23 protein-coding genes and 4 pseudogenes are annotated in these 23,084 nt (G+C 68.7%); 12 read left to right on the forward strand and 15 right to left on the reverse strand.

Annotated elements, in window-relative coordinates:
* Nucleotides 1-19: 19 nt before the first annotated feature.
* The 8 genes and pseudogenes from ABZ016_RS39270 to ABZ016_RS39305 all read right to left on the reverse strand — a co-directional run bounded on the left by ABZ016_RS39270 (nt 20) and on the right by ABZ016_RS39305 (nt 7,616).
* Complete coding sequence (locus ABZ016_RS39270; protein ID WP_356921546.1) at nt 20-964, reverse strand: hypothetical protein; 945 nt, start codon at nt 962-964, stop codon at nt 20-22.
* A 173-nt stretch (nt 965-1,137) separates the two neighbouring features.
* Nucleotides 1,138-1,614, reverse strand: a complete 477-nt coding sequence (locus tag ABZ016_RS39275; protein WP_356921547.1) for a DUF2000 domain-containing protein — start codon at nt 1,612-1,614, stop codon at nt 1,138-1,140.
* A gap of 308 nt (nt 1,615-1,922) precedes the next feature.
* Nucleotides 1,923-3,278, reverse strand: a complete 1,356-nt coding sequence (locus ABZ016_RS39280) for a pentapeptide repeat-containing protein (protein ID WP_356921548.1) — start codon at nt 3,276-3,278, stop codon at nt 1,923-1,925.
* A gap of 250 nt (nt 3,279-3,528) precedes the next feature.
* Complete coding sequence (locus ABZ016_RS39285; protein ID WP_356921549.1) at nt 3,529-3,873, reverse strand: hypothetical protein; 345 nt, start codon at nt 3,871-3,873, stop codon at nt 3,529-3,531.
* Nucleotides 3,874-3,937: 64 nt separating this feature from the next.
* Nucleotides 3,938-4,555, reverse strand: a complete 618-nt coding sequence (locus ABZ016_RS39290) for an HAD-IA family hydrolase (RefSeq protein WP_356921550.1) — start codon at nt 4,553-4,555, stop codon at nt 3,938-3,940.
* 194 nt (nt 4,556-4,749) lie between these two features.
* A complete protein-coding gene (gene abc-f / locus ABZ016_RS39295) occupies nt 4,750-6,402 on the reverse strand; it encodes a ribosomal protection-like ABC-F family protein (RefSeq protein ID WP_356921551.1) in 1,653 nt (550 codons plus the stop codon).
* A gap of 178 nt (nt 6,403-6,580) precedes the next feature.
* Nucleotides 6,581-6,763, reverse strand: a pseudogene (locus tag ABZ016_RS39300) (TetR/AcrR family transcriptional regulator); the annotation flags it as partial.
* Nucleotides 6,764-7,058: 295 nt separating this feature from the next.
* A complete protein-coding gene (locus ABZ016_RS39305; protein ID WP_356921552.1) occupies nt 7,059-7,616 on the reverse strand; it encodes a TetR family transcriptional regulator in 558 nt (185 codons plus the stop codon).
* A gap of 51 nt (nt 7,617-7,667) precedes the next feature.
* Here ABZ016_RS39305 and ABZ016_RS39310 point away from each other — a divergent pair, with 51 nt between their 5' ends.
* Nucleotides 7,668-8,747 carry an FAD-dependent monooxygenase gene (locus ABZ016_RS39310; RefSeq protein ID WP_356921553.1) on the forward strand — a complete coding sequence of 360 codons (1,080 nt, stop codon included), beginning with the start codon at nt 7,668-7,670 and terminating at the stop codon, nt 8,745-8,747.
* Between the two features lie 446 nt (nt 8,748-9,193).
* Nucleotides 9,194-9,343 (forward strand): annotated as a pseudogene (locus ABZ016_RS39315) (short-chain dehydrogenase); the annotation flags it as partial.
* Between the two features lie 821 nt (nt 9,344-10,164).
* On the opposite strand, the gene ABZ016_RS39320 reads toward ABZ016_RS39315, so the two are convergent.
* The 4 genes and pseudogenes from ABZ016_RS39320 to ABZ016_RS39335 form a co-directional block, all read right to left on the reverse strand.
* The gene (locus ABZ016_RS39320) at nt 10,165-10,401 is read right to left on the reverse strand and encodes a hypothetical protein (protein ID WP_356921554.1); all 237 of its coding nucleotides are present in this window, start codon (nt 10,399-10,401) and stop codon (nt 10,165-10,167) included.
* Between the two features lie 531 nt (nt 10,402-10,932).
* Nucleotides 10,933-11,331 (reverse strand): type IV toxin-antitoxin system AbiEi family antitoxin domain-containing protein, encoded by a 399-nt coding sequence (locus ABZ016_RS39325; RefSeq protein WP_356921555.1) that lies wholly within the window; start codon nt 11,329-11,331, stop codon nt 10,933-10,935.
* Nucleotides 11,328-12,183, reverse strand: a pseudogene (locus ABZ016_RS39330) (IS5 family transposase). Before ABZ016_RS39330 ends, ABZ016_RS39325 begins: the two are co-directional and overlap by 4 nt.
* A gap of 161 nt (nt 12,184-12,344) precedes the next feature.
* The gene (locus ABZ016_RS39335) at nt 12,345-13,319 is read right to left on the reverse strand and encodes an AraC family transcriptional regulator (RefSeq protein WP_356921556.1); all 975 of its coding nucleotides are present in this window, start codon (nt 13,317-13,319) and stop codon (nt 12,345-12,347) included.
* Nucleotides 13,320-13,423: 104 nt separating this feature from the next.
* Here ABZ016_RS39335 and ABZ016_RS39340 point away from each other — a divergent pair, with 104 nt between their 5' ends.
* The 4 genes from ABZ016_RS39340 to ABZ016_RS39355 all read left to right on the forward strand — a co-directional run bounded on the left by ABZ016_RS39340 (nt 13,424) and on the right by ABZ016_RS39355 (nt 16,226).
* Nucleotides 13,424-14,104 (forward strand): NAD(P)H oxidoreductase, encoded by a 681-nt coding sequence (locus tag ABZ016_RS39340; RefSeq protein WP_356921557.1) that lies wholly within the window; start codon nt 13,424-13,426, stop codon nt 14,102-14,104.
* 188 nt (nt 14,105-14,292) lie between these two features.
* Nucleotides 14,293-14,889 (forward strand): maleylpyruvate isomerase N-terminal domain-containing protein, encoded by a 597-nt coding sequence (locus ABZ016_RS39345; RefSeq protein WP_356921558.1) that lies wholly within the window; start codon nt 14,293-14,295, stop codon nt 14,887-14,889.
* Between the two features lie 38 nt (nt 14,890-14,927).
* Nucleotides 14,928-15,101, forward strand: a complete 174-nt coding sequence (locus ABZ016_RS39350; protein WP_356921559.1) for a hypothetical protein — start codon at nt 14,928-14,930, stop codon at nt 15,099-15,101.
* Nucleotides 15,102-15,146: 45 nt separating this feature from the next.
* Nucleotides 15,147-16,226: a glutamate dehydrogenase gene (locus ABZ016_RS39355; RefSeq protein WP_356921560.1), complete on the forward strand. Its 1,080-nt coding sequence runs from the start codon at nt 15,147-15,149 to the stop codon at nt 16,224-16,226.
* 203 nt (nt 16,227-16,429) lie between these two features.
* Here ABZ016_RS39355 and ABZ016_RS39360 read toward each other — a convergent pair whose 3' ends face one another.
* Nucleotides 16,430-16,660, reverse strand: a complete 231-nt coding sequence (locus tag ABZ016_RS39360) for a hypothetical protein (RefSeq protein ID WP_356921562.1) — start codon at nt 16,658-16,660, stop codon at nt 16,430-16,432.
* 67 nt (nt 16,661-16,727) lie between these two features.
* Nucleotides 16,728-17,609 (reverse strand): endonuclease domain-containing protein, encoded by an 882-nt coding sequence (locus tag ABZ016_RS39365; RefSeq protein WP_356921563.1) that lies wholly within the window; start codon nt 17,607-17,609, stop codon nt 16,728-16,730.
* A 717-nt stretch (nt 17,610-18,326) separates the two neighbouring features.
* Between ABZ016_RS39365 and ABZ016_RS39370 the strand changes: the two genes are divergently transcribed.
* From ABZ016_RS39370 to ABZ016_RS39380, 3 genes are all read left to right on the forward strand, one after another.
* A complete protein-coding gene (locus ABZ016_RS39370; RefSeq protein ID WP_356921564.1) occupies nt 18,327-18,554 on the forward strand; it encodes a hypothetical protein in 228 nt (75 codons plus the stop codon).
* A 551-nt stretch (nt 18,555-19,105) separates the two neighbouring features.
* Nucleotides 19,106-20,164, forward strand: coding sequence for an alpha/beta hydrolase (locus ABZ016_RS39375; RefSeq protein WP_356921565.1), 1,059 nt, complete (start codon nt 19,106-19,108; stop codon nt 20,162-20,164).
* Between the two features lie 108 nt (nt 20,165-20,272).
* The gene (locus ABZ016_RS39380) at nt 20,273-21,178 is read left to right on the forward strand and encodes a helix-turn-helix transcriptional regulator (protein WP_356921566.1); all 906 of its coding nucleotides are present in this window, start codon (nt 20,273-20,275) and stop codon (nt 21,176-21,178) included.
* A 67-nt stretch (nt 21,179-21,245) separates the two neighbouring features.
* Here ABZ016_RS39380 and ABZ016_RS39385 read toward each other — a convergent pair whose 3' ends face one another.
* The gene (locus ABZ016_RS39385; protein ID WP_356921567.1) at nt 21,246-21,704 is read right to left on the reverse strand and encodes a hypothetical protein; all 459 of its coding nucleotides are present in this window, start codon (nt 21,702-21,704) and stop codon (nt 21,246-21,248) included.
* 116 nt (nt 21,705-21,820) lie between these two features.
* Between ABZ016_RS39385 and ABZ016_RS39390 the strand changes: the two are divergent.
* The 3 genes and pseudogenes from ABZ016_RS39390 to ABZ016_RS39400 all read left to right on the forward strand — a co-directional run.
* Nucleotides 21,821-21,910 (forward strand): annotated as a pseudogene (locus tag ABZ016_RS39390) (N-acetyltransferase); the annotation flags it as partial.
* 72 nt (nt 21,911-21,982) lie between these two features.
* Entirely contained in the window at nt 21,983-22,318 is a 336-nt protein-coding gene (locus ABZ016_RS39395) for a metalloregulator ArsR/SmtB family transcription factor (RefSeq protein WP_356921568.1), read from the forward strand.
* Complete coding sequence (locus tag ABZ016_RS39400; protein WP_356921569.1) at nt 22,309-23,028, forward strand: cation transporter; 720 nt, start codon at nt 22,309-22,311, stop codon at nt 23,026-23,028. The genes ABZ016_RS39395 and ABZ016_RS39400 overlap by 10 nt, the downstream gene beginning before the upstream one ends.
* Nucleotides 23,029-23,084: the final 56 nt, after the last annotated feature.

The following is a 23,084-nucleotide window of genomic DNA, read 5'->3' on the forward strand; positions in this document are numbered from 1 at the left end:
CGGGTTCTGTGCGTCGGCTTCAGGTGCCTGTGGTCGCGGTGGTTGCTGTACTTCGCTGCTGTACAGCCACCCGGCAGCCCGTTACCTCTTGCCTGGACAGCCAGGCGTACCACGGGGTCACGGCGATCAAGCAGCAGATCAGCGTGAGCAACGTGGCGTTGAATCCGCCGTGGAAGGCGGTCTCGGCGAGGTACGTGGCGCCGGGCAGGGTGGTTAGCAGCACCATGGCCACCATCGGATCTGCGCGCTGCAGACCCGCCTGCAGCAGGAACAGCGGGATAGCCACCGCCAGTACGCCCAGCAGGAACAGGGTGGGTAGCTCAGCCACCCACCGCCGACCGGGGCCGCCAGCCGCCACCAGGAGTGCCCCGCCGCACAGGTAGGTGAGGTGGAAGCGGTGGGCGGTTACGTACACGGGGTCGATGCCGCGCCGCCCCAACTCTGCTGAGATCAGAGCCAGTACAGCGGCCCCGGTGCCGGCGCCGACCACTAGCGCGAGCCCGAAGGCCGTCCCGGCCGAGGGCTGGATCCCGCCGGTGCTGGTGAAGCTCCAGGCGATGCCGAGGCCGAGCAGGAGCAACACGGCGGCGGCCGCCCACTCCTGCCTGGTGACGCGCCGCCCGTACCCGGCCAACCCGAGCAAGGCCAGGACGGCCGGCCCGATTGCCGTCTCGATCCCGGTGGCGAGCGCGGAGGGTACCCAGCTCAATGATGCGTAGAAGCCGAGAAAGGTGACCGCTGTAACCACGTTCATCAGCGCGAGCAACCCTGTGGCCTTCGGTGAGCCGGCGGCCGGTCCGCGCCGCGCCCGGCGCACCAGCAGCGCGGCGTTGAACAGCACGGCCGCGGCGCCGAATCCTGTACAGGAAAGGGTCAGGCTCGCTGTGGCGTCCAGCCGCCCGGAGATGTAGCCGAACACTCCGGCTTGCAGCAATACCGACGCCACGATGCGCAATATCGGCACGACTTACCTTCCCATCCATACGTTCCAGCAGGAGACGCCCGGGTCCAGCCAGCCTGCTGAGGCTGCCCGGCACGATGGCGGCGGCTCCTTGCCGGAGAGGCTTGTCCAGGCAGCAGCGATGCCACCTCGCCCAGCGCGAGCACTGGGCGAGGTGATCGTGCACTGCCCGGACGTCAGTGCAGCAGGGAGAACTTCTTGGTCAGTGGATCCAGCACATCGCGCTGCCCGAAGACGGCGACTCCGTAGTAGTCGAGGGCCTGCTCCGGCGTGGTCTTCATCCGGTCGAGCTGTTCTGCGTAGGTGTCCCCGGTCATCTCTGCGGTGAAGTCGGTGTACAGCAGCCCTGCAGCGTCGGCCTGGTCGCGCAGCCGCCGGACCCAGGCCGGGCGCCCTTCGAGGACAACGAGGGAGAGCCCGGAAATGGGGGCGTGGCTGCCGGAATCAGCGTCCGAGAACGCAAGGAACGACATCTTGCGCAGCAGCTCCGGCTGTTCGGTGGCTGCCTTGGCGGCCAGCCCCAGGCACAGGTGCGACGCCGCGTTCGCCGCCACTCCGGGCGGAAGCTTCGCCTTGAGGGCGACGACGAACTTATGGCGGCTGTCGACCTCAGTCGCGTCGACACAGGCGGGACTCACAGTGGGGACGGTCATGGGTGCCTCTTTCAAGATCTCAAAGGGAGTCGCTGAGGGGATCCCCGGGCGGTGGTCCTAGAGACTGGCGCAGACCGCCACACCAGTCTTGTACGATCTTGCGCCCTGATCGGCTACCGCAACTTCACCAATTGAGATGGCCTGTTAGATCATGCGGATCCCACTCTCCGATCGGACGCCCGGGCCCGACCGTTGTGAGCGCGCCCGCTTCCTCGGCCGCGGTCCGCTGTAACTCCAGCACTCCTGCACCGGAAGTTTCAGTGCTGTTTCCGACAGCGGCGGTTCTTCCGGCCTGCTAGTTAGCTGAACTACACCCGCTCGCCGTGGGGTTGGGGTTCTTCAACGAGGGTGCCGCCACCGTCAGGGGTGGGTTGGACGCTCCAGCCCAAAGGCCAGGAATAGGGCACGGGACCGTCCTCGGGCGTCAGAGAGGTCACCCGCGCTCCGCTTAGTGTGAAATCGTTCGTGCACGTCTCGGAGGTGAATGCGGCACCTCCTGTGAAGGTCGCTTCGACGAAACCGGCGCTGTGATGGAAGTTCGCACCAAAGAACCATGCGGTTCCGGTAAAGACAGCTCCTGCGAATTCGGCGCGGTGGATGAAAGTCGTGCTCCCGAACCCTGCTGTCTCACCGGTGAATCTAGCGTCAACGAACAAGGCATACCCTTCAAACGTCGCGCGGCCAAATTCCGCAACGCGGAAGGACGCGCTCTCAAACGAGGCATCGCCCGCGAAGGTAGCGTCAGTAAAGTATCCCTCCGCGATCTGGCACTGCCTAAAGTCGAAGTTGATGAGGGTAGCGTGAGTTAGGTCAATACGGATGCCATGCCAAAGGCGCTCGTCAGGGGGCGTGTCCTCGCGCTGCTCCGGGGAACGTGTGTCACGAAGATGAGCGGCGAGAATGCTCTGGGCGGTTAGGCGCACCTGGAGTTCCTGTCGCCGACGGTCGTTCGCTTTCCCCCAGAGGAGTTGCCGGCTTCTCTCCTCGGCACGGGACAGTGCCCGCAGCCGGTGCTCACTACTTGGTCGGGGATCCGTGGGTAGGTTGTAAGGCATGCGCAAGTAGGCGCAGATGACGTCCACGATGGTTTGGCGGTGGTCTGGAGCGGCTTGGCCAAGCCGCTCCAGAGCGTATAGCCCGCCAAGGCGGACGGGTGCCTGGGCATTGCCGAGCTGTTCGACGGCCTTGGTGTATAGCTCGGTGATGCGGCGTTCGGTGGCGTCGTATTCGGTCTGCGCGGTAGCCGTCTCGTGGTGCTGCTGCCGTCGGAAGGCCAGCATCACTGTGACCGCGGCACCAACGCCGGCACCGGCAGCCAGCGCGGTGCGCACGACGTCGTTCCGCTGCCGCGTGTCGGCGGACTGCGGCATCAACACGGTCGTGGTGATCCAGACCGCAGCCAGTACCGCAACGAACGCCAGTGCCATCCACCACGACCGGATCGGAGGGACAGAGTGCCGGTTCTGTGGCGGCCGCGCGCGCCGGTACAGACTGCTGGCTGTTGCACCACAGGCTGCGGAAGCAATCGTGAGCACAAGCGGTGCGACCGGGATACGAGCGGCCAGGGAAAACAGTCGGCTCCAGGAGAAGGCCACGACCAGAAGAGCTGCCGACGCCCCGGCCAACCCATACGCCAGGACCCGTCTTCCTTGAATCTGAACCATGCCAGCGGTCCTCCTTGACACCCGGCTGCTTCAGCCTCGGAGTACACGGTCATCCTCGTCGTCCGTCACGGGTACCGATGACGCGCCGTCGTCTGTTCTCCATCACCCAACAAGGTCATGCCATCCCGGCCACACAGCGGAAGAGCCCCGCCACTGGCGGGCGGCGGGGTTGGCTGCTCCGCAGGACACGAGATCTACACGGAAGGAGATCCTCGCGCTCGATCTCGGCCCTGGCGTGCTCGGTTCGGGTTCACGTGCTGCGCAGTCGGGTGACCGTCACCACGGCGTGCCGGGTCGTCCCGGCCAGGACCTCAACCACCAGTCCGGGAGCGGCAGAGGTGTAGGGCTCCGCGACCCTGGTGCGTGCGCTTCGCGGCGGGCCGCTGGCGGCGAAGTGCACCGCGACCTGGGCAGAGAGCGGGGCCTTCAGCGCCTGGGTGAGCGCGATACGCCCATTGGGGAGGCGGACCGCAAGGGCCCGCGGTCGCGTGGTTGACCCGGAGTAGCCGACGACCTCGGCCTCCACGGTCTCGGCATGCCGGACCTTCTTCCAGATCCGGCCCGCCTTGTAGACGGAGGAGACGCGCTTGGCCACGACCCCTTCGATCCCCTGCTCCGGGAGTTCCCGAGCCCACAGGACGCCGAACGGTGGTGATCCCTCAATCCAGAAGCGACGCAACCGTGTCGCGTAGTTGCTCTATGCGTTGGTAGTGCAGGCCTGTCATGCCTGCCGCCTGGGCTGCGGCGACATGACCGGCGGTGTCGTCGACGAACAGACAGCGCTTCAGATCGGCTCCGACTCGCTGGGCGGCTATTTCGAAGACCCGCAGGTTCGGCTTGGCCACTCCGATGCGGGCGGTATTGATCACCGCCTCGAACGTGTCGCCCAGTCCTACTGCGGCAAGATACTTCTCCAGCCGGGTCGTTGCGCTGGAGACCAGGACCACTGGCACCTTGGTGCGGAGTGCGACGAGGAGATCCACCACATCGCTGTCGACCCGGCCAGTGAGTGCGTTCCACGCCTCGACCAGATCTCGCGCCCGCTCAGGTGATCCGCAGGCCGGTGTCAGAGCCTCTGCTACTTCGCACCGCCACTGCTCGTCGCTCACACGCCCGGTTACGGCTGCATGCAGAAGCTCGTCGTTAAACGCCGCCCCTGCCAGCGTGCCCTCGGCCAGGCCCCACGCCCGGTCCAGCGAGGTCATCCCGTCGGGATCCCACAAGTGCACGACCCCATCGAAGTCGCACAGCACTGCGTCAAACGGCCGCGTCTCCATGAAAGGTGATCAAGCCATCTGGCTAATCACCCGCCAACGCCGCTGGCGAGCGGTTGCACTGAGCCGGGTCCGGGGCCCAGGTGGTGGGTACCACCCACCATGCCGGTCCCCCGACCTGCCCAGGTCACGGCGGCCTGTTCGGCCTTGGCCCGGGACTGGGCCAGGCGGTAGGGGCGAGGGCGGGCCGGACCGGGTCAGCGCCTGCGGCCGGCGTGCAGTTCCAGCTGCTCGGCTTCGAAGCGCGGACGGAAGTCGCGATCGTGCGAGACCGCGACCACCGCCCCTGGGTACGCCGCGAGAGCCGCCTGAAGGTCCTCGACCAGGTCGAGCGCCATGTGGTTGGTCGGCTCGTCGAGGACGAGGAGGTCGGCGGGCCGGGTCACCAGGATCGCGATCTGCAGCCGCCGCTGCTGTCCCACGGACAGGGCGGCGACCGGGACGTGCAGGTCCTGTTCGCGGAACAGACCGAGGGACAGGAGCTGTTCGGCGTGCTCGTCCGGCAGTCCGGGCCGCTCGGCGGCGAATGCGGCGAGCAGCGGCAGCCGCGTGGCATGCGCGGGCAGTTCCTGGGCGAGGTAGCCGATCCGGGCGGGGCGGCGTACCGTGCCCGCGTCCGGCTGAAGCTCGCCCGCCAGGACGCGAAGCAGCGTCGTCTTGCCCGCGCCGTTCTCTCCCGTGACAAGGAGGCGTCCTCCGGGCTCGATCGTCAGGAGCCCGTCCAGGTGCAGCCGTTCCCCGACCCGTACGTTGTCGAGCTCGGCGAGTGTGCCCTGGACCGGGCCGCCGACTGCCGACGGCAGCGCCGTCGTGAACCGGAGCGGTACCGGCGGTTCCGCCACCGGGTTGCGCCGCAGCCGGTCCAGGCGCTCCCGCACCGAGCGCACTTGCCCGCCGAGCTTCGCCTCGCTGGAGCGGCGGTGCTTGCCGAAGCCCTGCTTCGGGTCGCGGCCGGTGGTGGCCAGCCGCCTGCCGGTGGCCTCCAGCAGCTCCTCCGTCCGGGCCACCTCCTCGACCCAGTTCGCGTACCGCTCCTCCGCTCCGCGCCGGGCGGCGGCCTTCGCGGCGCGGTAGCCCGCCCAGCCGTCGCCGTACCGGCGCACGGTGCGCTCGTCCCGATCGACCTCGAGGATCGTGGTGGCGACGCGCTCCAGGAAGCCGCGGTCGTGGGTGACCGCGACGACGGTGCCGCGGTGTGCGCGCAGGTGTTCCTCCAGCCAGCACACGGCCGCCGCGTCGAGGTGGTTCGTCGGTTCGTCCAGGAGCAGCAGTTCGGGGGCGGCGGCCAGGCAGCAGGCGAGCGCGAGGCGCGACTGCTCGCCGCCGGACAGCGAGCCGAGCAGGCGCTGCCGGGTCATCCGGGCCAGCCCGAGCCCGTGCATGGCGGCATCCACACGGGCGTCCGCCTCGTATCCGCCGCGTTCCTCGTAAGCAATCAACAGCTCGCCGTACGCGGCAAGTTCCTCGGTCGACGCGTCGGCGAGGGTCTCCTCGGCGGCACGTAGCCTTCGCTCCATATCGCGCAGTTCGGTCAGGGCGAGGTCGACGACGTCCTGCACGGTGCAGTCCGCATCGAGGTCGAGGGTCTGGGCGAGATGGCCAGTTCCGCCGGGAAAGCGGACGGTGACCTCCCCGGCGTCCGGCGTCTCGGCCGTGGCGAGCAGCCGCAGCAAGGTGGACTTGCCCGAACCGTTCTCACCAATGATGGCGGCCTTCTCGCCCGGCCGCACGGTGAAGGAGACCTGGTCGAGGATGGTCCGGGTGCCATACGACTTGGTGACGGACTTGACAGACAGCTGCGCCACCGCGGAGACGGTGGTGAGCAGGGAGGTATGAGCGCGCTCGCGCATAGGACTTTCCCTGGGCATACGAAGGGTCTACGGGCAGCAGAAACGGCGGCAGGGGCCGTGCCCGGACTCAGACGAAGAAGAGGAAAGCCATGGCTCCATCATAACAAGACGAACCGTCTCGCTCCAGTTCGTGCGGGACACGAAGTCCGTGGTCCGCAGCACCCTGCCCGTCCGGGGCCATCTTGCGGATGGCGGTGGTCTGCGGTCGGGCGCTTGCCCGGTCGGCGAACATCTGATGCCCGGCCCCGACGACGGTGGAGGCGAGTGTGTCGGTGTCGGCGTCGCCGACCAGGCGCCCCAACTCCCGCTCGGCGGTGAGGTAGGCGACGATCATGGCGGTGCCTTGCGCGGCCAGTTTGGGCCGATGAGGTCTGCGACCCGGGCGAGGAACTGCCCGAGCTGCCCTCTGGCCGGGCAGGCAAGAAGGGGCGAAACGCAGCCAGCGGGCCTCTCAGTGGAAGCCCAGCAGCGCCGTGGCCACGGCCAGGATGACAAGTTCCGCGTCGGTCAGCCTCGGCGGCCGGCCACGCCACCGCAGGGCCTCAAGCGGTCGTCGACATGCACGTACTGTGGACCAAGAGGGCATTGAACTCGGTCGTCACACACCGGGTGTCGAGCCCCCGCAATCCGTAAAGCTCGCAATCGGAACTACTCTTCTAGCGCTGAAGCAGTGCCCCGAGTACCAGGCGGATGCCTGGCTCCGGGTCGAAGTCATCCCGGGGCAGGACCACCTGATGGAAGATCATGCCGTCGAGGTGGTCGAAGAGGACGCGGCAATGTGCGTGCGGGGCGGGTGAGCCCAGGGTTGCCAGCCACTGTGAGACCCAGTTGATCAGAGCTTCCTGCGCACGGCCCAAGGGGTCGCGGACGGCCGGGCGGGCGAGACCTTCGAGGATCAGGGCGTAACGGGCGGTGGTGCGGGGGCGGGCCGGCCCCAGGGCGTGGCGGACCATGTGGGTCAGGGCATCGATGAATGTCTCGGGGTCGTGTTCCGCCGGCTCGCCCGCGACGTGTTCCCAGTCTCGGCGGTCCAGTGACTCGAGGTGGGCGACGACACCGCTCACCAGCGCGTCGCGGCTGCGGAAGTGATTGGACGTCGTGCCGACGGGGACACCGGCGGCCGTGTCGACCGCCTGGTAGGTGAGGCGCCGCAGGCCACCCTTGGCCAGTACCTCGATGGCCGCGTCCAGTACTTCGTCTCGTCTGCTGAGCATGCAGCAACTATAAATATAGTGCCACCACTACAAACATAGTAGCGTGGCAGCATGCCCAAGAAAGCGATCATCGTCGGCGGCGGCATAGGCGGTCTCGCCGCCGCCGTTCACCTCCAGGCCAGTGATTGGGACGTCGAAGTCCGCGAACGTGCTCCCGCGCCGCCCGGCACCGGCACCTCCCTCGGCCTGTGGCCCGGCGCGCTGCGGGCGCTCGACCAGCTGGGGGTCGGGCGGACGGCGCGGGAGCAGGCACGGCCCGCGGCCCGGGGCAACTTCCTGCGCGCCGACGGCCGTCTCATCGGGAACGTGGACTTCGCGGGCCTGCGTCGGCGTACAGGCGACACGGTGCACGTGATCGCGCGGCCGGCCTTGCTGACGACGCTCACCGCCGCGCTCGACGGGGGCGCCCTGCGCTACGGCCACCACGTCACCGACGTGCGGGCTCTGACGGACTGCTGTGACGTCGTCATCGCCGCGGACGGTCTGCGCAGCCGCGCTCGCTCGGTTCTCTTCGGCGAAGCGTACCGGCCCCGCTATTCGGGAGTGACCGCGTGGCACGGCACCGTGGACCTCGATACCGAGGCCATCAGCGAGACGTGGGGGCAGCGAGCGCGCTTCGGTGTCACCCCGCGTGCGGGCGGCCACAGCAACTGGTTCGCCTGCGCTCCCGCACCAGAGCGCATCCCCGCACCCGGCGGCGATCTCGCGGCGCTGCACAGGCACTTCGGGTCGTGGCACCCGGGTGTGCGCCAGGTGCTCGACCGAGTGGCGGAGGGCGGCGGCTCGGGCATCTCCCGCAACGACCTGTACGACCTGGCCGGGCCGCTCCCCAGTTATGCGAGCGGACGCATCGCACTGATCGGTGACGCCGCTCACGCGATGACGCCCGACCTCGGCCGCGGGGCCTGCGAGGCGCTGATAGACGGCGTCACCCTGGCCCGTGAACTCACAGCCCGGACCCGTGTCGAGGACGCCCTCAACGCCTACGACGCGGCCCGCCGCCGCCCCACCCAGCGACTGGCCCGCGCCGCCCGACTGATGAATCGCGCGGTACACACCAGCCGCCCCCTCGCCCCGGTGCGAAACGCAGCGATGCGCTGCTTCCTGGCGGTCAGCCGACCGCCAGCCTGACACAGAGAGCAGGGCCCCGGGCCTGCGGTCGAGGGGAGTCGGGGCCGTGCTTACGACTTGGCGAGGCAGTCTTCCTCGCGACCGGTGATGCCGCCGAAGAGTTCGCCGTTGCCGCCCACCGCGGCATCACCCTCTGGTCACCTGCTCTGGACAGCCGGTCGGCGATGCCCTGCTTTCACCGCGTTCACGGACTTGGCCTCCGCAGCATGGCGGCGGAAGGCCCAGGGCTTTGTCGAGTGTCATGACGGCTCGCGGCATGAGTGACTCAGGCCTCTACGCCACCACCGGGCCTTGCGGCTCGCCGGACCCGGACAGAGTCGAGGGCAATGAGTCCTGCTCCGATGGGGCGAGGAGCCTGCTCGCCCCTGAATTGACACACAGTGACGCACTCCGTCGACGTTATGGCTGGATCCTGTGCTCTCGGACATCGGCTCCGCGCGGCGGCAACCGACACCGACATGATCCACGATGCCGACCAGTACCCGGCCCTGCGGGATCTGCCCGCCCACATGCCCCCTCCTCTCGGGCGCATCCGCCCCACCGAGGCCGTCGCCGCCCGTCTGGCCCGCGCCGTGGAGCAGCGGCGCACCGCCGTCTGCTGCGCAGGCGTCCCGCCTCGCTGGCTCATCGCACGGTCTTTCGTGAGGAAGCCGGCCGGGTGGCAGCGGCCGGCGGCGGGGCGAGGCTACGTACTGCGCATCCGCTGCGACGCCGAAGCCGCCGGGCGCCGCGTCATGATCGGAACCCAACTGCACGGCCACACCCAGTGGTTCGGCCTTGACGAATGCCATCTGAAGCCGTGGGGGCTGTCCACGCCCGCGGTCGAAGAGGTCCGCCGTCTGCGCAGCAGCAGCTCCGGGGCCTCTTTCCCGCACCGCGCCGCGCCGGCCCGCTCCGATGCCGCGGTGCGGCCGGTGGCCCCGCCCCAGGCGGCGGACGACCGCCACGCTGTGTTCGCGGCGCTGCGCAAGGCCGTCGAGTGTGAGCACACCACCAGCGACCTGCGCCACTGCCTCACCCAGGCAGAGGCCACCGCCCGCGGCGGCGCGAGCGCCGAGGAGAACGAGCTGCTGCGCCACGCCGCCGATCTGCTGCTGGCCAGGGAACGCGGGGTGGGCGTCAGCGCCCCGCCCTCCCCCGCGCCGCGGGGGCATCTCCCGTACCGCGCGTACAGGAAGAAGCCGCGCGGGGCAGGCGGCCGAGGCGGTCGCCGACCTCCTGGACACGCTCGATCGACGCCGCAAGTCACCTGCGTCCCGGCGAGCAGCAGCGCCTGGTGGCCCAACTGAAGGACAAGGCCGAGGAGGCCGGGTTCTGGCTGACCCGTCAGCAGCGCAGATGGATCAGCGCCTGGGACAAGCGCACCCAGCCAGCGCCCGCAGCGCCCAAGACCAAACCGACGACGCGGATCTCCGTCTTACCGGCGGCCGCCGTGGAGGCCCCCGCGCGCCCAGCGGCAGTTGAGCGACGCACGCGCGGCGACGCACACCGCCCGCCCGCCGCAACCGCTGTCCCCGCCGACGTCGACGCCGTGGCGGACGCCGCACGCGACGTGCTCGAGCACACCGCCCGGCTCGGCGCGACCATCAGCTGGAACGGGCTGTGCGAGCAGGTCAAAGGACTGGCTGAGCTGACCGAAGTCCAGCAGCGCCAAGCCCTGAGGACCGCGTCCCGCTTCCGCTCCGCCCATCCCCTAGCAGCCCTGATCACCACCGGCGACGGGACGCCACACCCGCACTCCCGGCCCCTGGCAGGACAAGGCGACGGGCCGACCGTCCAGGCGGCCTGGCAAAAGGCCGTGGCCGACACCCACGAACCTCCCTCCTACCGGCCCGGTCTCCTGCGCGCCGGCAGACTTGGGTATGGGGCGGGTGAACGCCTGCTGCACAGCTCGCTCGAGGCCGTCTCCGACGATGCCCATGCGGGGCTCTCCTTTCATGTGGCGCAGGAGACCGCCGTGCGGGTGCTACGGATGGCCGGCTTGGACGTGCTGAAACGGTATCGCCGATTCGATGCCCCGTGGACGGTGGGGTGTATGTGGTGCACCGTCACGTTCTGCGCCCGGCTGTCCGATGTCGTTCTGGCGCGGGCCACGTGTTGGGTACTCCTGGCGAACCCGTCCGGTCTGTCTAGTGCTGTGACCGCATACGTTCGCCGGGTTGGTGGACCGGTGATCAAGAGGGCGTTAAGTCCGTTTCTGATATTGGCCGTGTCCGGGTTGTTCGAGGAGCCCTTGGCGGACGAGTCGGCCCAGGCGGGAGCGGGTGACGTTGATCGAGGGCTCATCGGTGGGCAGGCCAAGGTGTTCGTGCAGATCGCGGACGCGGATCACCTTTCCGGGGTACTCGTTGAAGGCGGTCACGATGCGCTGGTGGACGGTGGTGCTCTGCGCGGGGGCCGGTTCGTGGTCGGGTGGGGCGAGGCCGTCGATGACCTTGCGGGTGGCGGCCAGTTCGGCCAGGCGGGCCTCGGTCTCGGCCAGGGCGGTGGTGAACTGCTCGATCTGTTCGCGCTGGTTGTCGGCGCGGGCGGCGGTCTCGTCGTGCTCGGCCTGCAGCAGCCGCAGGAGTTCGCAGACGTTCACGCGGCCAGCTCCACGTTGTCCCGCCAGGCGGGGCTCGGGACGGTGAGGCGCCGGAGCATACCGGCGGTAGCGGCCCAGTAGACGCGGGAGGCGGCGTTGTCGGGCCGGTGGTCGTAGTCGCGGGCCAGGCGCCGGTGCAGCATGAGGGTGCTGTTGACCTGCTCGACCACCCACCGCTTCGGCTGAGGGACGAAGCCCTTGCCCTCGTCGGCGGGGTTGCGCCGGACCACCTCGACGGCGATGTCGTTCACGGCCCCGTGGATGATTACGGCGTCCTTGAACCCCTGGTCGACCAAGACCTTCTCCAGGCGCAGCCTGCACCGCTCCACCGCCTGGTCCAGCAGGGCGATGCCGGCCTCGTTGTCGTGCGCGGAGGCGGGCAGGACCACCACGCCGATGATCAGGCCCAAAGCGTCCACGGCGAGCCCGCGCTTCCTGCCGGGCGTCTTCTTGTTCGCGTCCAGTCCCGTCGTCGTCTTCGGCACCCCGGCCGCCACGCGGACGGACTGCGTGTCGATGATCACCGGGGACGGGTCCTCTAATCGTCTGGCCCGCTCCCTCACCTGGCAGCGCAGGATCTCCTGGATCCGCTGGTCAGGGCCGTCCTGGCGCCACAGGGTGAAGTAGTAGAACACCGCAGACCAGGCCGGGAGGTCGTGCGGCAGGAGCCGCCACTGACAGCCCGTCCGGTTCTGGTCGAGCAGCGCGTTCACGACCTCGCGCAGGTCGCAGGAGCCCGGGTCCCCGGTCGTCGACCGCGCCACCCGCTCCTGCTTCCACGCGGTGACCAGCGGCTCGAATCAACGACCTCTGCTCCTCGGACAAGTCAGTTGCGTACGGCATCCGTTCCATGCCCGCGACCCCATCATGCACACGACATGACGTGAGGACGGAACTGTCCCATCACCCACGAACGGGCGACACCAGACCATCCCGAACGGGACTTAAAGCTCTCTCAGTATGAATATGCCGATCAGTTGGGCCGCACGACGACCAGTACCACGAACGAGCGATCATGAACCGAGTGGGGCGGGACGTAGCGCCCTTTCAGGGGCTGTTGCGGCGCGGAAGGCGCTGGGGCTCACGCCCCGGTGGCGTTTGAAGGCGGCGCTGAAGCCGAAGGCATCGGCGTAGCCGACAGACTTGGCGATCAGAGCGATGGAGGAGTCGGTGTCGGACAGGAGTGCCTCGGCTTCGTCCATACGGCATTCGGTGAGGTAGGTCAGCGGTGGGCGACCCATCACCTCGGTGAAGCGTTTGGCGAACAGCGCTCGGGAGACACCGGATTCGGTGGCGAGCGCCTCTACCGTCCATCCCTTGGAGGGCCGGGCGTGGAAGGCTTCGAGGGCGGGGGCGAGGACCGGGTCGGCCAGGCCGCGGTACCAGTCGGGGGCTTCCGAGCCCGCCCGGTCGAACCAGGTGCGCAGCGTACACACCAGGGCCCAGTCCAGCAGTCGGTCCATCAGAGCCTGGGAGCCGGCCGAGCGCAGGGCGGCGTCGGCGGCGGCCGTCTCCAGCCAGGCGCAGACCTCTGTGTCCTCGTTGATCACGAGTACGGGCGGCAACGCGCGGAGCAGTCGTTCATGGCGATGGCCCGAGGCGCGGTAGGCGCCCACGATCAGCGCGGTTGCTCCGTCCGGTTCGTTGCCCCAGCGGATGCCGCCGAGGTCTTGGGCAGTGCATTCGGCATCGGCTGCGAAGCACGCGATTTCGTACTCGATGTGTGGGCGGTCGAGGGTGGCCGGCTGGTCCACGAGGTGAAATGTGTCGGGGCTGCGCACGATGGCCGTGTCGCCGACGCCGACCGCTTGTTCGGCACCGTCGGGCAGCAGCAGGACGCCACCGCCCCGCAACACGCTGACCATCGTGAGCGGGGCGCCGTCGGCGAAGCGGATGCTCCAGGGCGCTTCCAGCACGGCGTGGCTGACGACCGAGCCCTCGGCCCGGATGCCACTGAGCAGCGCACTCAAAGGATCCACGGATGCCATCGTAGACGAACTCCTATGCAGCGGAGCGTTTCTCCCATGGATCATCTAATCGATCACGGGTGTACTGGACTGGTCGAACTGACCGAGACCAGCCAGGAGAAACCGTGTCGCACCGCAGCAGCGCTGCCAGGACCGCCCTTGTGGTCATCGCACACCATCGGGCCGATTCCCTCACCGCGCACACCGCCCGCCGTACCGCCGCGCGACTCGAGATCGCCGGATACCGCGTCGACCTGCTCGACCTGCACGCCGAAGGGTTCGACCCGCGGATGAACGTGGCGGACCAGCCGGACTGGGGCAACCGGGAGAAGCCGTACTCGGACGAAGTCCAGGCCCATATGCAGCGTGTTCTCGACGCCGATGTCGTCGTCGCTGCGTTCCCCGTGTACTGGCAGAGCGTGCCCGCCCTCCTCAAGGGCTGGATCGATCGCGTGTGGAACTACGGATTCGCCTACGGCCGCAGCAAGCCCCGCCTAGCGGGCAAGCGCATGCTGTGGCTGGGCCTGGCCGGCGCCACCTCCGACGACCCCATCACAGAGGGAATGCAGACCATGCTGGAGACCAACCTGAGCGAGGGCATCGCCTATTACTGCGGATTCTCCTACTCCTCCGTCGCCCTGCTTCCCGACGCCGAGGAGCGCCCACAGCGCATTGATGCCGAGGGCAATCTGCTGGTCGGCGACGCGGTTGCGGGAGCCGAGCGCGAGGCGCAGTATGCCGAGTTCGACCGCCGCGCGCGGAAGGCCGTGGAAGGGTTCCTTACGGCGGAACTGGTGGCGGCCTGAGGACGGGCGCAGGCTCCCGCGCTGCCAGGTGCCACTCAGACCCAACCTGATCGACACGACGGCCCGCATCGACGAAGCGGCGATGCGGGCCGGACGGGGCTCTCTACCAGAAACGGACTTAACGACCTCTAATAGGAGGGGTGGCTCCTTCCGGTCGCGGTACTGTCCTGCCATGCCCTGATCAGCCGATGTTGGCCTCTCCCAGCCCCCCCGTCACCGCGGATGACCTTGACCTTGCCGTGCAGCTTGCTGTGGCAGTCCTTCGCGAGGCGCCCCCAGCTGCTTGGGAAGGCAAGGCCGGTTCGCTGGAATGGGACTGCTGGGAAACCGTCGAGCACCTCAGCGACGACCTCTTCGCCTACGCTGCGCAACTGGGTCCCAAAACACCGTCCCTGGACGGCGAGGTGCCCTTCGTATGGGAGAGCCGACGGCCCGGCGGCCCAGCGAACGCCATTCACGCGAACCGCAAGGCGGGGCCCGCCGGCCTACTGCAGGTCCTAGAAGCGAGCGGCGCGCTGCTGGTCGCCATGGTGCGCACGACGCCTCCGCAGACTCGCGCTCACCACGTCTTCGGCGTCTCGGACCCCGAGGGCTTCGCGGCGATGGGGATCGTGGAGACCCTGGTGCACACGCACGACCTGGCACAAGGACTCGATCTCGCATGGAGCCCGCCTGCCGGTATGGGTCCAGTGGCGACCGCTGACCGCTCGCACGGCCGGTCGGCGCTCACCGGCCCCCTGTGCGTTCAGTGCGCCGCGCCGACCGGGACGAGAGAGAACAGCTGACTCGGTTGGTCGGCAGCCCGCGACTGGACGAGGAAGGCGTGGAACGTGTCCGCCGGATCCTCGAACGGACCGGGGCCCGCGACACCGTCGAACGCATGATCGTCGACCACTGCGGGGACGCTCTCGCCGCCCTCGACCGCGCCGGCTTCCCACCCCAGGTCGCGTCCGTCCTGCGCCGTATCGCCACCCACACAGTCCACCGCACCACGTGAGCGGATGCACGGTGTTTTCGCCGGCCCCGACGAACAGGAGGAGCGGTGAGTAGCCTCGCGCTCGACACACTGCCGTTCTACTGCCCGATCCCGCCCGCCATCCATCCGGACGTCGACACCGTCGAACGCCGCGCCCATGCCTGGATCGACGAGTCCGGGCTGTGCCCGACGGCGGTGGCCCGCGCCTGGACCATCGGCACCAAGAGTGCCGAGTTCTACGCCCGCTTCGCACCCGCCGCCGATCCCGATCGCCTATGGATCACCGCCTGCTGGGTCTGCTGGGGTTTCGCTTTCGACGACGCGCGCTGCGACGAGGGACCGTTGGCCGCGGATCCGGCCGGCTTCGCCGCGCCGGCCGGGACCGTGCAGCGCGCCCTGGAGGTCCCCGGCCCCCTGCACGCCGACGATCCGTACGTCGCCGCACTGCACGACCTCGGCGAACGCTTCCGCGCCTGCGCGGGCCCGGTGCAGAACCGGCGCTTCCATCAGGCCCACCGCGCGTGGCTCACCGGCGTCCAGTGGCAGATCGGCAACCGGGCCGCCCGCCGGATGCCCGATCTTGACGACTACCTGAGCATGCGCCTGCACTCGGCCGGCGGCGAACCCACCTATGCCATGCTGGAGATCGCCAACGGCATCGACGTACCGGCCGCCGAGATGGACTCCCCCGCCGTGTGCGCGCTGACCGAGATGGCGATCCTGGTCGCCGCCCTCGACAACGACCGCCACTCCCACGCCAAGGAAGCCGACCGCGACCAGACCGACCAGAACATCATCTCCGTCCTCACGGCACAGGACGTCCTCTCGCCCCGGCAAGCTCTCCGCGAGGCCGTCGCGCTGCGCGACAGCGTGCTGGACAGGTTCCTCGCCCTGCGTGCCGATGTCACCCGCACTGCCAGCGCCGAGTTGCGCCGCTACCTCGACGACCTCGGCCACGGCATCCGCGGCAACATCGAATGGGGTCTGCGCTTCCCGCGCTACCACAGCCCCCGCCACGCCCTCCGCGGCCCCCGCAGCGTCACGGCCCCCGAGGACCTCCCCTTCACGAACCGGCCGCTGACCGGCGGCCGTGACCCGCAACGCCTGCCCACCATCTCCTGGTGGTGGCAGGATCTCGCACCCTGACAGCCACACATGCCGTCCAGCCTCGCAGCCGCCATTGACGACGAGGAGCTTGCCCAGGCGGCTCATGGCAAGCCCCCGCGCCGCCACAAGACTTGGCGCGGCCAGCTGCGCCAGCGTCCGAGCCAGCCGCCGCGTTCGAAGCCTGCGCCGCCTCTTCCTGGCGCACCTGCTCCAGACGCTGGCGCTTGGCCTGTTCCGCCCGCTTACAGCCCTTGTGGGGTGAGGTTGGCTGCTGGGTCGTCCATCGCGGCGTAGCCGTCGTCTAGCAGACCCCAGGCCTTGCATGCGTATAGGAGCTGGAAGACCTGGTGTCCGTTGAGGCCGTGCAGTTCGCAGAAAGGCGTGATGGTCACATAGTTCGTCGCCTCTGCGGCGGTCTGTTCGTGGAACCACTCCACAAGAGGCTCGTGTAGGGCAGCGAAGTCAATGGCCATGGACGTGCTAGCTCATCTGGTACAGAACTTCTGAGCGTAGAACCCTGGCCCGGACATTGACCCGCGCTCAGCTCACCTCGGGGCGCGGCGCGTAGGCGGTCCTTCGAAGGGGTCGAATCCGAGCAGCTCGATCTTGCGGCGGCGGGTGGACTCCCGTGTCCGCCACTCGTCGCTGACCGGGTAGATCAGGCCGAGCCCGGCCGCGGGCGGTGCGTTCTGGTAGTCGGCTCTCGGGCAGTCGGCGACGTGGGGGCACTCCTCCAGGACGCGGTTGCACAGGCCGCACAGGCAGGCCCCTGACCAGGCCGGTTTCGTGGTCGTGGTCGACCACGGCGCCGGGGTAAAGGCCGCACAGGTGGCAGTCGGGGCCGCGCAGGTCGACGAGCGCAGCACGCATACGCCGCACCGAGGCCGTACGGGCTCGTGGCGGCGGCCAGCAGTGCAGCAGTTCGTAAGGTCCTGCAATACAGCGTTCCCGCTTGGGCACCAGGCCGGGATCGATCCCCGGGCCAGCCCGAGTCACAGTCCAGGTGGCCTCCACCCCGCCCCAGACGACGTCAGCGTCTACCCGGCCGCCTTTCCGCTCCCGCGGCCCGTCACCGGCCTCGATCCATTCGCAGTGCTTCCGGTGCGACCAGGCACCGGCGCCTGCGTCCTTGCCGCACAGCAGCTCGTCGCGGGCGAGATGGTGACGGCCGTCGCTACCGGTGAAGGCAGGGGTCGTGCCTGACAGGTTGAAGAAAAGGCGAGGCAGACGGCAGGGGCCGGACGCGGCATCGATGACCAGTTGCTCGACGTAGGGCAGCCCGTGGTGGGCCCAGCGCCACAGGAGCTTGGCTCGGCGGTACGGCGTCAGATCATCCAGGGTGGGCACGGAGGGATGGTGGCGCACGGCACTGACATCACCTCCGCGACGACCGTGCCGGGCGGATGAGACGGGCCGACCCATACCCTGGCGGTGGAGTCCACCTTTCAGGTGGGTCTTTGGTTGGCCGGTGCCCTTGCCACCCGCATTGCGCGGATTGGGCGCCGGCCGCTTCTATCGGCTTCCCACGCCCTCGCTGGCGCCGAGCAGGTCTGCGGCTACCAGTGAACGACGCCGAGAGCCCCGGTCCAGCCCCTCAACCACGGCCGGGTGATCTTCCCCCAGCGGCCGTGACGACCCGCTGCGGTCCCGGGGTTCCATGACCATGAAACAGGCACTCACTCTCGTTGCCGCCCTGGCCGTTCTCACCGGCGCCGCGGCCACGCCACAAGCTTCTGCCGCACCCCCTCACCACAAGCCACCGCTCCAGACCGCCAAGCCGTGCACCACCACGTGGGAGGTAACGGGGCGGAAGGTGGCCGTAAGAAGACTGGCATGGAACGACGGCCCTGTCGCGACGACCACCAGCCCGGTACACCACTACCTGCACCGCGGACACCGGGTGACCTCCTGCAACGTCGCGATTGCCCGAACCAAGAGCGGGCCGGCCTACCGCAAATGCGGCAAAAGCGGGAACCTCTGGCGCATCGTGCCGGGCGGTCAGGTACCCCAGACCTGCCTGAAGCGGGTCCGGTAGGGCGGAACAGCAGTCGGTGCTGAAGGCTGCCGAGTGACCGTGTCCTTCCCGGCCGGCGGTCTGGCAGTGCGCAGCGTGGAAGGCATCCGTGCATGACGTGGCCCTTGTCTGAGCCGATGCTCACGGTGGCCGTGGACAGCCCTGCCCCGCCCGCTGGGCACGCGGCGGAGCCGAAGTGGGACGGCTACCGCGCGCAGCTCGCCGTGCATGCCGGCGGGCGGGTGCTGCTGCGCTCCCGCCAGGGCACGGACATGACCGGCTCGTTCCCCGAGACCCGGGCCGCCGCCCTGGGGCAGCTGCCCGCGGACACCGGCCTGGACGGGGTTATGTGACCTGTAGACGTGTCTCAGCTCGTTGGTGTCTCACACTCCCCGGACTGGCATCGTCCAACCGCATCGCCCGCGGCAGGGCAGGAACGGACGCACGGTGGTGTAGCGGTTGGCCAGCTGGCGGCGCATCTCGGTGTCGGCCTCGCCGTCGCCCCGGCACCCGTTCGTCCCGCAGCCGCGCGGCAGAAGTGGCGGGGTTCTGTCTGTGGACTCCAGTCGCGGGCTTTGATCGGAACGTCCTGGAGGTGTGGCGAGGCGGGGCGCGCGGCAGTGCGATGGGTCGCTGACCTGCGTATTGCTGCCTAGGAAAATTCTTTCCCATTGTCGGTTTCGGCGGCAAGGCAGACCCTTGGGGTGTCGCTGCGCGCCGCGGCATCGTTCGCCGGAGGCGACACCCGACCGGGAAGCACAAGGTCAACAACGTTCTCTGGAACCGTGATCTCCATTGTGACTTCACGTAGGGCTGGCGCGCGGGAACGGATGCCTTGCAGGCATCAGGAACGACCAGAGAATGCGCATCTCCAAGGAAGACGTAAGGCAGGTAAGGACGCCCCATGACCGTTCCTCCCACGTCCCGTCGCCCCCGGTCCCGCGTCACGCGGCGCGGCCTGATCGGCGCCGCAGGCGCATTAGCGGCAGGCGCTGCGTTCACCCCCGCCGCGACGGCGGCCACCAAGCCAAAGCCCATCAACGCCGACACCTCGAAGGCAGACACAACCGTGCAGCGCAAAATCAATTTTGATCGTGATGGTCTGACCCTGGTGGGTGACCTGTTCACTCCCGACGGCTTCAACGAAAACGGTCACTACCAGGCGGTCATCGTTCAGGGCTCGCTCAGCTCGGTGAAGGAGATGATGTCCAGCACCTATGCGCGGAAGTTTGCTGAGCAGGGCTTTGTCGCGCTGGCCTTCGACTACGCCCACTACGGCGAGAGCGCCGGCGCGCCGCGTCAGTTCGAGTCTCCAGCCGAGAAGCTGAGCGATCTCCAGGCCGCCGTCACGTACCTGAGCGAGCAGCCGTACGTGGATGCCGTCGGCATGGTCGGCGTGTGCACCTCGGCCAGCAACGGCACCTACCTTGCCGCAGAGGACCCGCGCGTGAAGGGCTTCGCGACGGTCGCGGCCTTCCTGGCCGATGAGGACACGTTCAAGCTCACCTACGGCGAGGACGGGATTACCCGGCGTCTCGCGGACGCCGACGCCGCCCGTCACAAGTTCGAGCGCACGGGCAAGGCGACGATCATCCCGGTGTACAGCGAAACCGACCGGAAGGCCGCCAACTACAGCCCGAGGCCCGGCAATTACGACTACTACACCAACCCGGCACGCGGAGGTGTCCCCCAGTACAAGAACGAGTTCGATGTCTCGTCCTGGGACACGTGGTTCTCCCTCGACCCGCTCAGCCAGGCCCCGAAGGTCACGACACCGACGATGGTGGTGCACTCCGACGGCTCAGCGTTCCCGGCCAAGGCGAAGGCACTCTACGAGAGCGTCCAGGGCGAGAAGGAGCTCGTGTGGGCCGACGGAACCCACTACGACTACTACGACTCGCCCGCACAGATCGACAACGCCGTCGCGAACGTGACGCGGTTCTTCCGCGCCCACCTGGTCTAGGCCCTCGCCGCCAGCCCCACCCGTACTTCGCTCCGGCAGAGTCGCGTCCGCCCCCCCCTCTTGACCCGGGCGCGGTTCTGCACAGGGGCGACAATGAGAGATGTGAGCGTGAGCGCGAAGAACCCGCACCTGGAGGAGCTGGGCCAGTTCCTGAAGGCCCGCCGCAGCGAGCTCAGCCCGGCCGCGCTCGGTCTGCCCCCGGGAGACCCTGGATCGCGGCGTGTGAGCGGCCTGCGCCGGGAAGAAGTCGCCGCGCACGCCTCGATCAGCCAGGACTACTACAGCCGCATCGAACAGGGCCGTCTCGCACCCTCCCCACCGGTACTCGACGCCCTCGCTCACACACTGCGCCTCACACCGGTCGAGCGCACCTACGTCGAAGGGCTCGCCCGACAGGCCGACCGACGCACCTCACCCAGACGCCGGCCAACGCCGGTGCGACCGCAGATCCAGCGCCTCCTGGACCAGCTGACCCTCACGCCTGCGTTCGTGGTGGGGAAATACCTCGACTACCTCGCCTGGAACCCCCTCGCCGCGGCGCTGCTCATCGACATCGACAAGATGGCCCCACACGAGCGCAACTACGTCCGGATGCTATTCGCCGACCCGCGCATGAAGGACTTCTACGACGACTGGGAGGGCATGGCCCGTACCGGTGTCGCCCTCCTGCGCATGCAGGCCGTCGACAACCCCAAGGACCCACGGCTCGTGAACCTCGTCGGCGAACTCTCGGTCGGCTATCCCCTCTTCCGGCAATGGTGGGCAAGCCGCCACGTCGCCAGCCAGAACTTCGGCAGCAAGACCATCCACCACCCCGACCTCGGCGAGTTCACCTTCGACTGGGACAGCTTCTACTGGAGCGGAGACCCCGACCAGCACCTCACCGTCTGGTCACCCGCCCCCGGCTCCCCCAGCGAGGAGAAACTCCGGATCCTCAGCTCATGGATCGAACCATCCGCCACCACCGAAACATCACCACCAGACGAAACGGATCATGACAGGACTGCCACATAGTGGTTGCGGTGTCTGACGAGCCGCCGACAGGCGGTTTCGCCGGATCAGAAGGGGCCGTTCAGTTCGCTCAGCGTGCCCATGACCTGTTCCACGAGCGGGACAGTGGGGTCGTCCCGTCGTCGCTCGTCCAGGCGTCGGTGGCAACGTCCAAGCAGGCGATCGCTGACGCCGCGACTGCCTGAGCACAAAGGCCGTTGGCGGGTTCGGAGCCACCGCCGAGACGGCGGGAGATCTCCGGCACGGCCAGGATCGGATCTTCTGCCCCAACGGAACGACTCCGCCGTTCGGTCTGGGCAAGCTCCTCCTGCTCAAAGACCGCCTCGGCGACATCCGGCAGGCGGTCGTCGGAGCAGGCTTTCAGGCTGGCTGCCAGGCGCTCGTGCCTGGTGTTGCCCTCGCTGGACGAGGGAAGGCCCAGGCGCTCGCACAGCGCCGGCAGTTCCTTCTCGGTATAGCGCCGGTACAGCGTGAGGAGCACGCCGTCGATCAGGCTCCGCAACCGCGCCATGTCCATCTGTTCCCCCACCCCATGATGATGAGCGACGCCCGGACACGATTCCACCCTGCCAGTTCACCTTGCCCAGCAGCCAAATTGGCAGTGCGCACCGCGCCTCTACCTTGATTTGCATGTCACACGAAGCGATACACGGCACGCGGGAGCGGATCGGACGCCACCTCGGCATCTGGCGCGACGTCGTCCTCGTCGAGCGTCGCAGCCCGGTCATCACGTAGACCGGCGGCACGCGCACCCAGCCCGAACAGTTCACGGTTTCCTGAATTCAGGAATCCATGTACTGTCGTGCGGTGCTGACTGTTGCCTCCGACATCGACGTGCTGGCCCGCTTCGGGCGGGCCCTTGCCGATCCGATCCGCTGCCGCCTCCTGCTCGCCCTGCGCGAAGCCCCGGCCTACCCCTCCGACCTGGCCGAAGCGCTGGGAATTTCCCGCACCCGGCTGTCGAACCACCTTGCGTGCCTGCGGGACTGCGGTCTGGTCGTCACCGTGCCGGACGGCCGCCGTACCCGTTACGAACTGGCAGACGAACGCCTCGGTCACGCGCTGGACGACCTGCGCAGCGCCGTGGTGGCCGTCGAATCCGATCGCACGTGCGCCGACGCAGAGGACAAGGGATGCTGCTGATGACCGCGATATCCCTGGGGCCCTCCCCGGCCCGCCGTGATGCGCTCACCCGCCGGATACGGCTGCTGGTTGCCGCGACCATCATCTACAACGTCATCGAGGCCGTCATCGCCCTGACCGCCGGCACCCTGGCCTCCTCGACTGCACTGCTCGGTTTCGGCCTCGACTCCGTGATCGAGGTCTCCTCCGCTGCCGCGGTCGCCTGGCAGTTCTCCGCCTCCGAGCACCACGTCCGCGAGGCACGGGAGAAGACGACACTGCGGATCATCGCGGTGTCGTTCTTCGCGCTCGCCGCTTACGTCTGCGTCGACGCGATCCGGGCCCTCACCGGCACGGGCGAGGCCGAACGCTCCGTCCCCGGCATCGTGTTGGCCGCCCTGTCCCTTGCGGTCATGCCGTTCCTGTCTGCCGCCCAGCGCAAGGCCGGACGCGAACTCGGCTCCGCCTCGGCGGTCGCCGACTCCAAGCAGACACTGCTGTGCACCTACCTGTCCGCCGTGCTCCTGGTCGGCCTGGTCCTCAACGCGACCCTCGGCTGGTCCTGGGCCGACCCCATTGCCGCCCTGGTCATCGCAGCCATCGCGGTGAAGGAGGGCCGCGAGGCATGGCAGGGCAAGGGCTGCTGCGCGGCCCCCGCCATGGCAGTACCCGATGCGAGCAGCCAGGCGGATCCTTGCGGATGCCGCCCGGGATGCGAGTGCTGCAGCTGATCCGCAGAGCCACAAAGAGCCCGCCCCTAGCGGCCGGCCGCCATCCCATAGGGATC

Origin of the sequence: Streptomyces sp. NPDC006372 (genome assembly GCF_040612515.1) — a bacterium.
Lineage (GTDB): Bacteria > Actinomycetota > Actinomycetes > Streptomycetales > Streptomycetaceae > Streptomyces.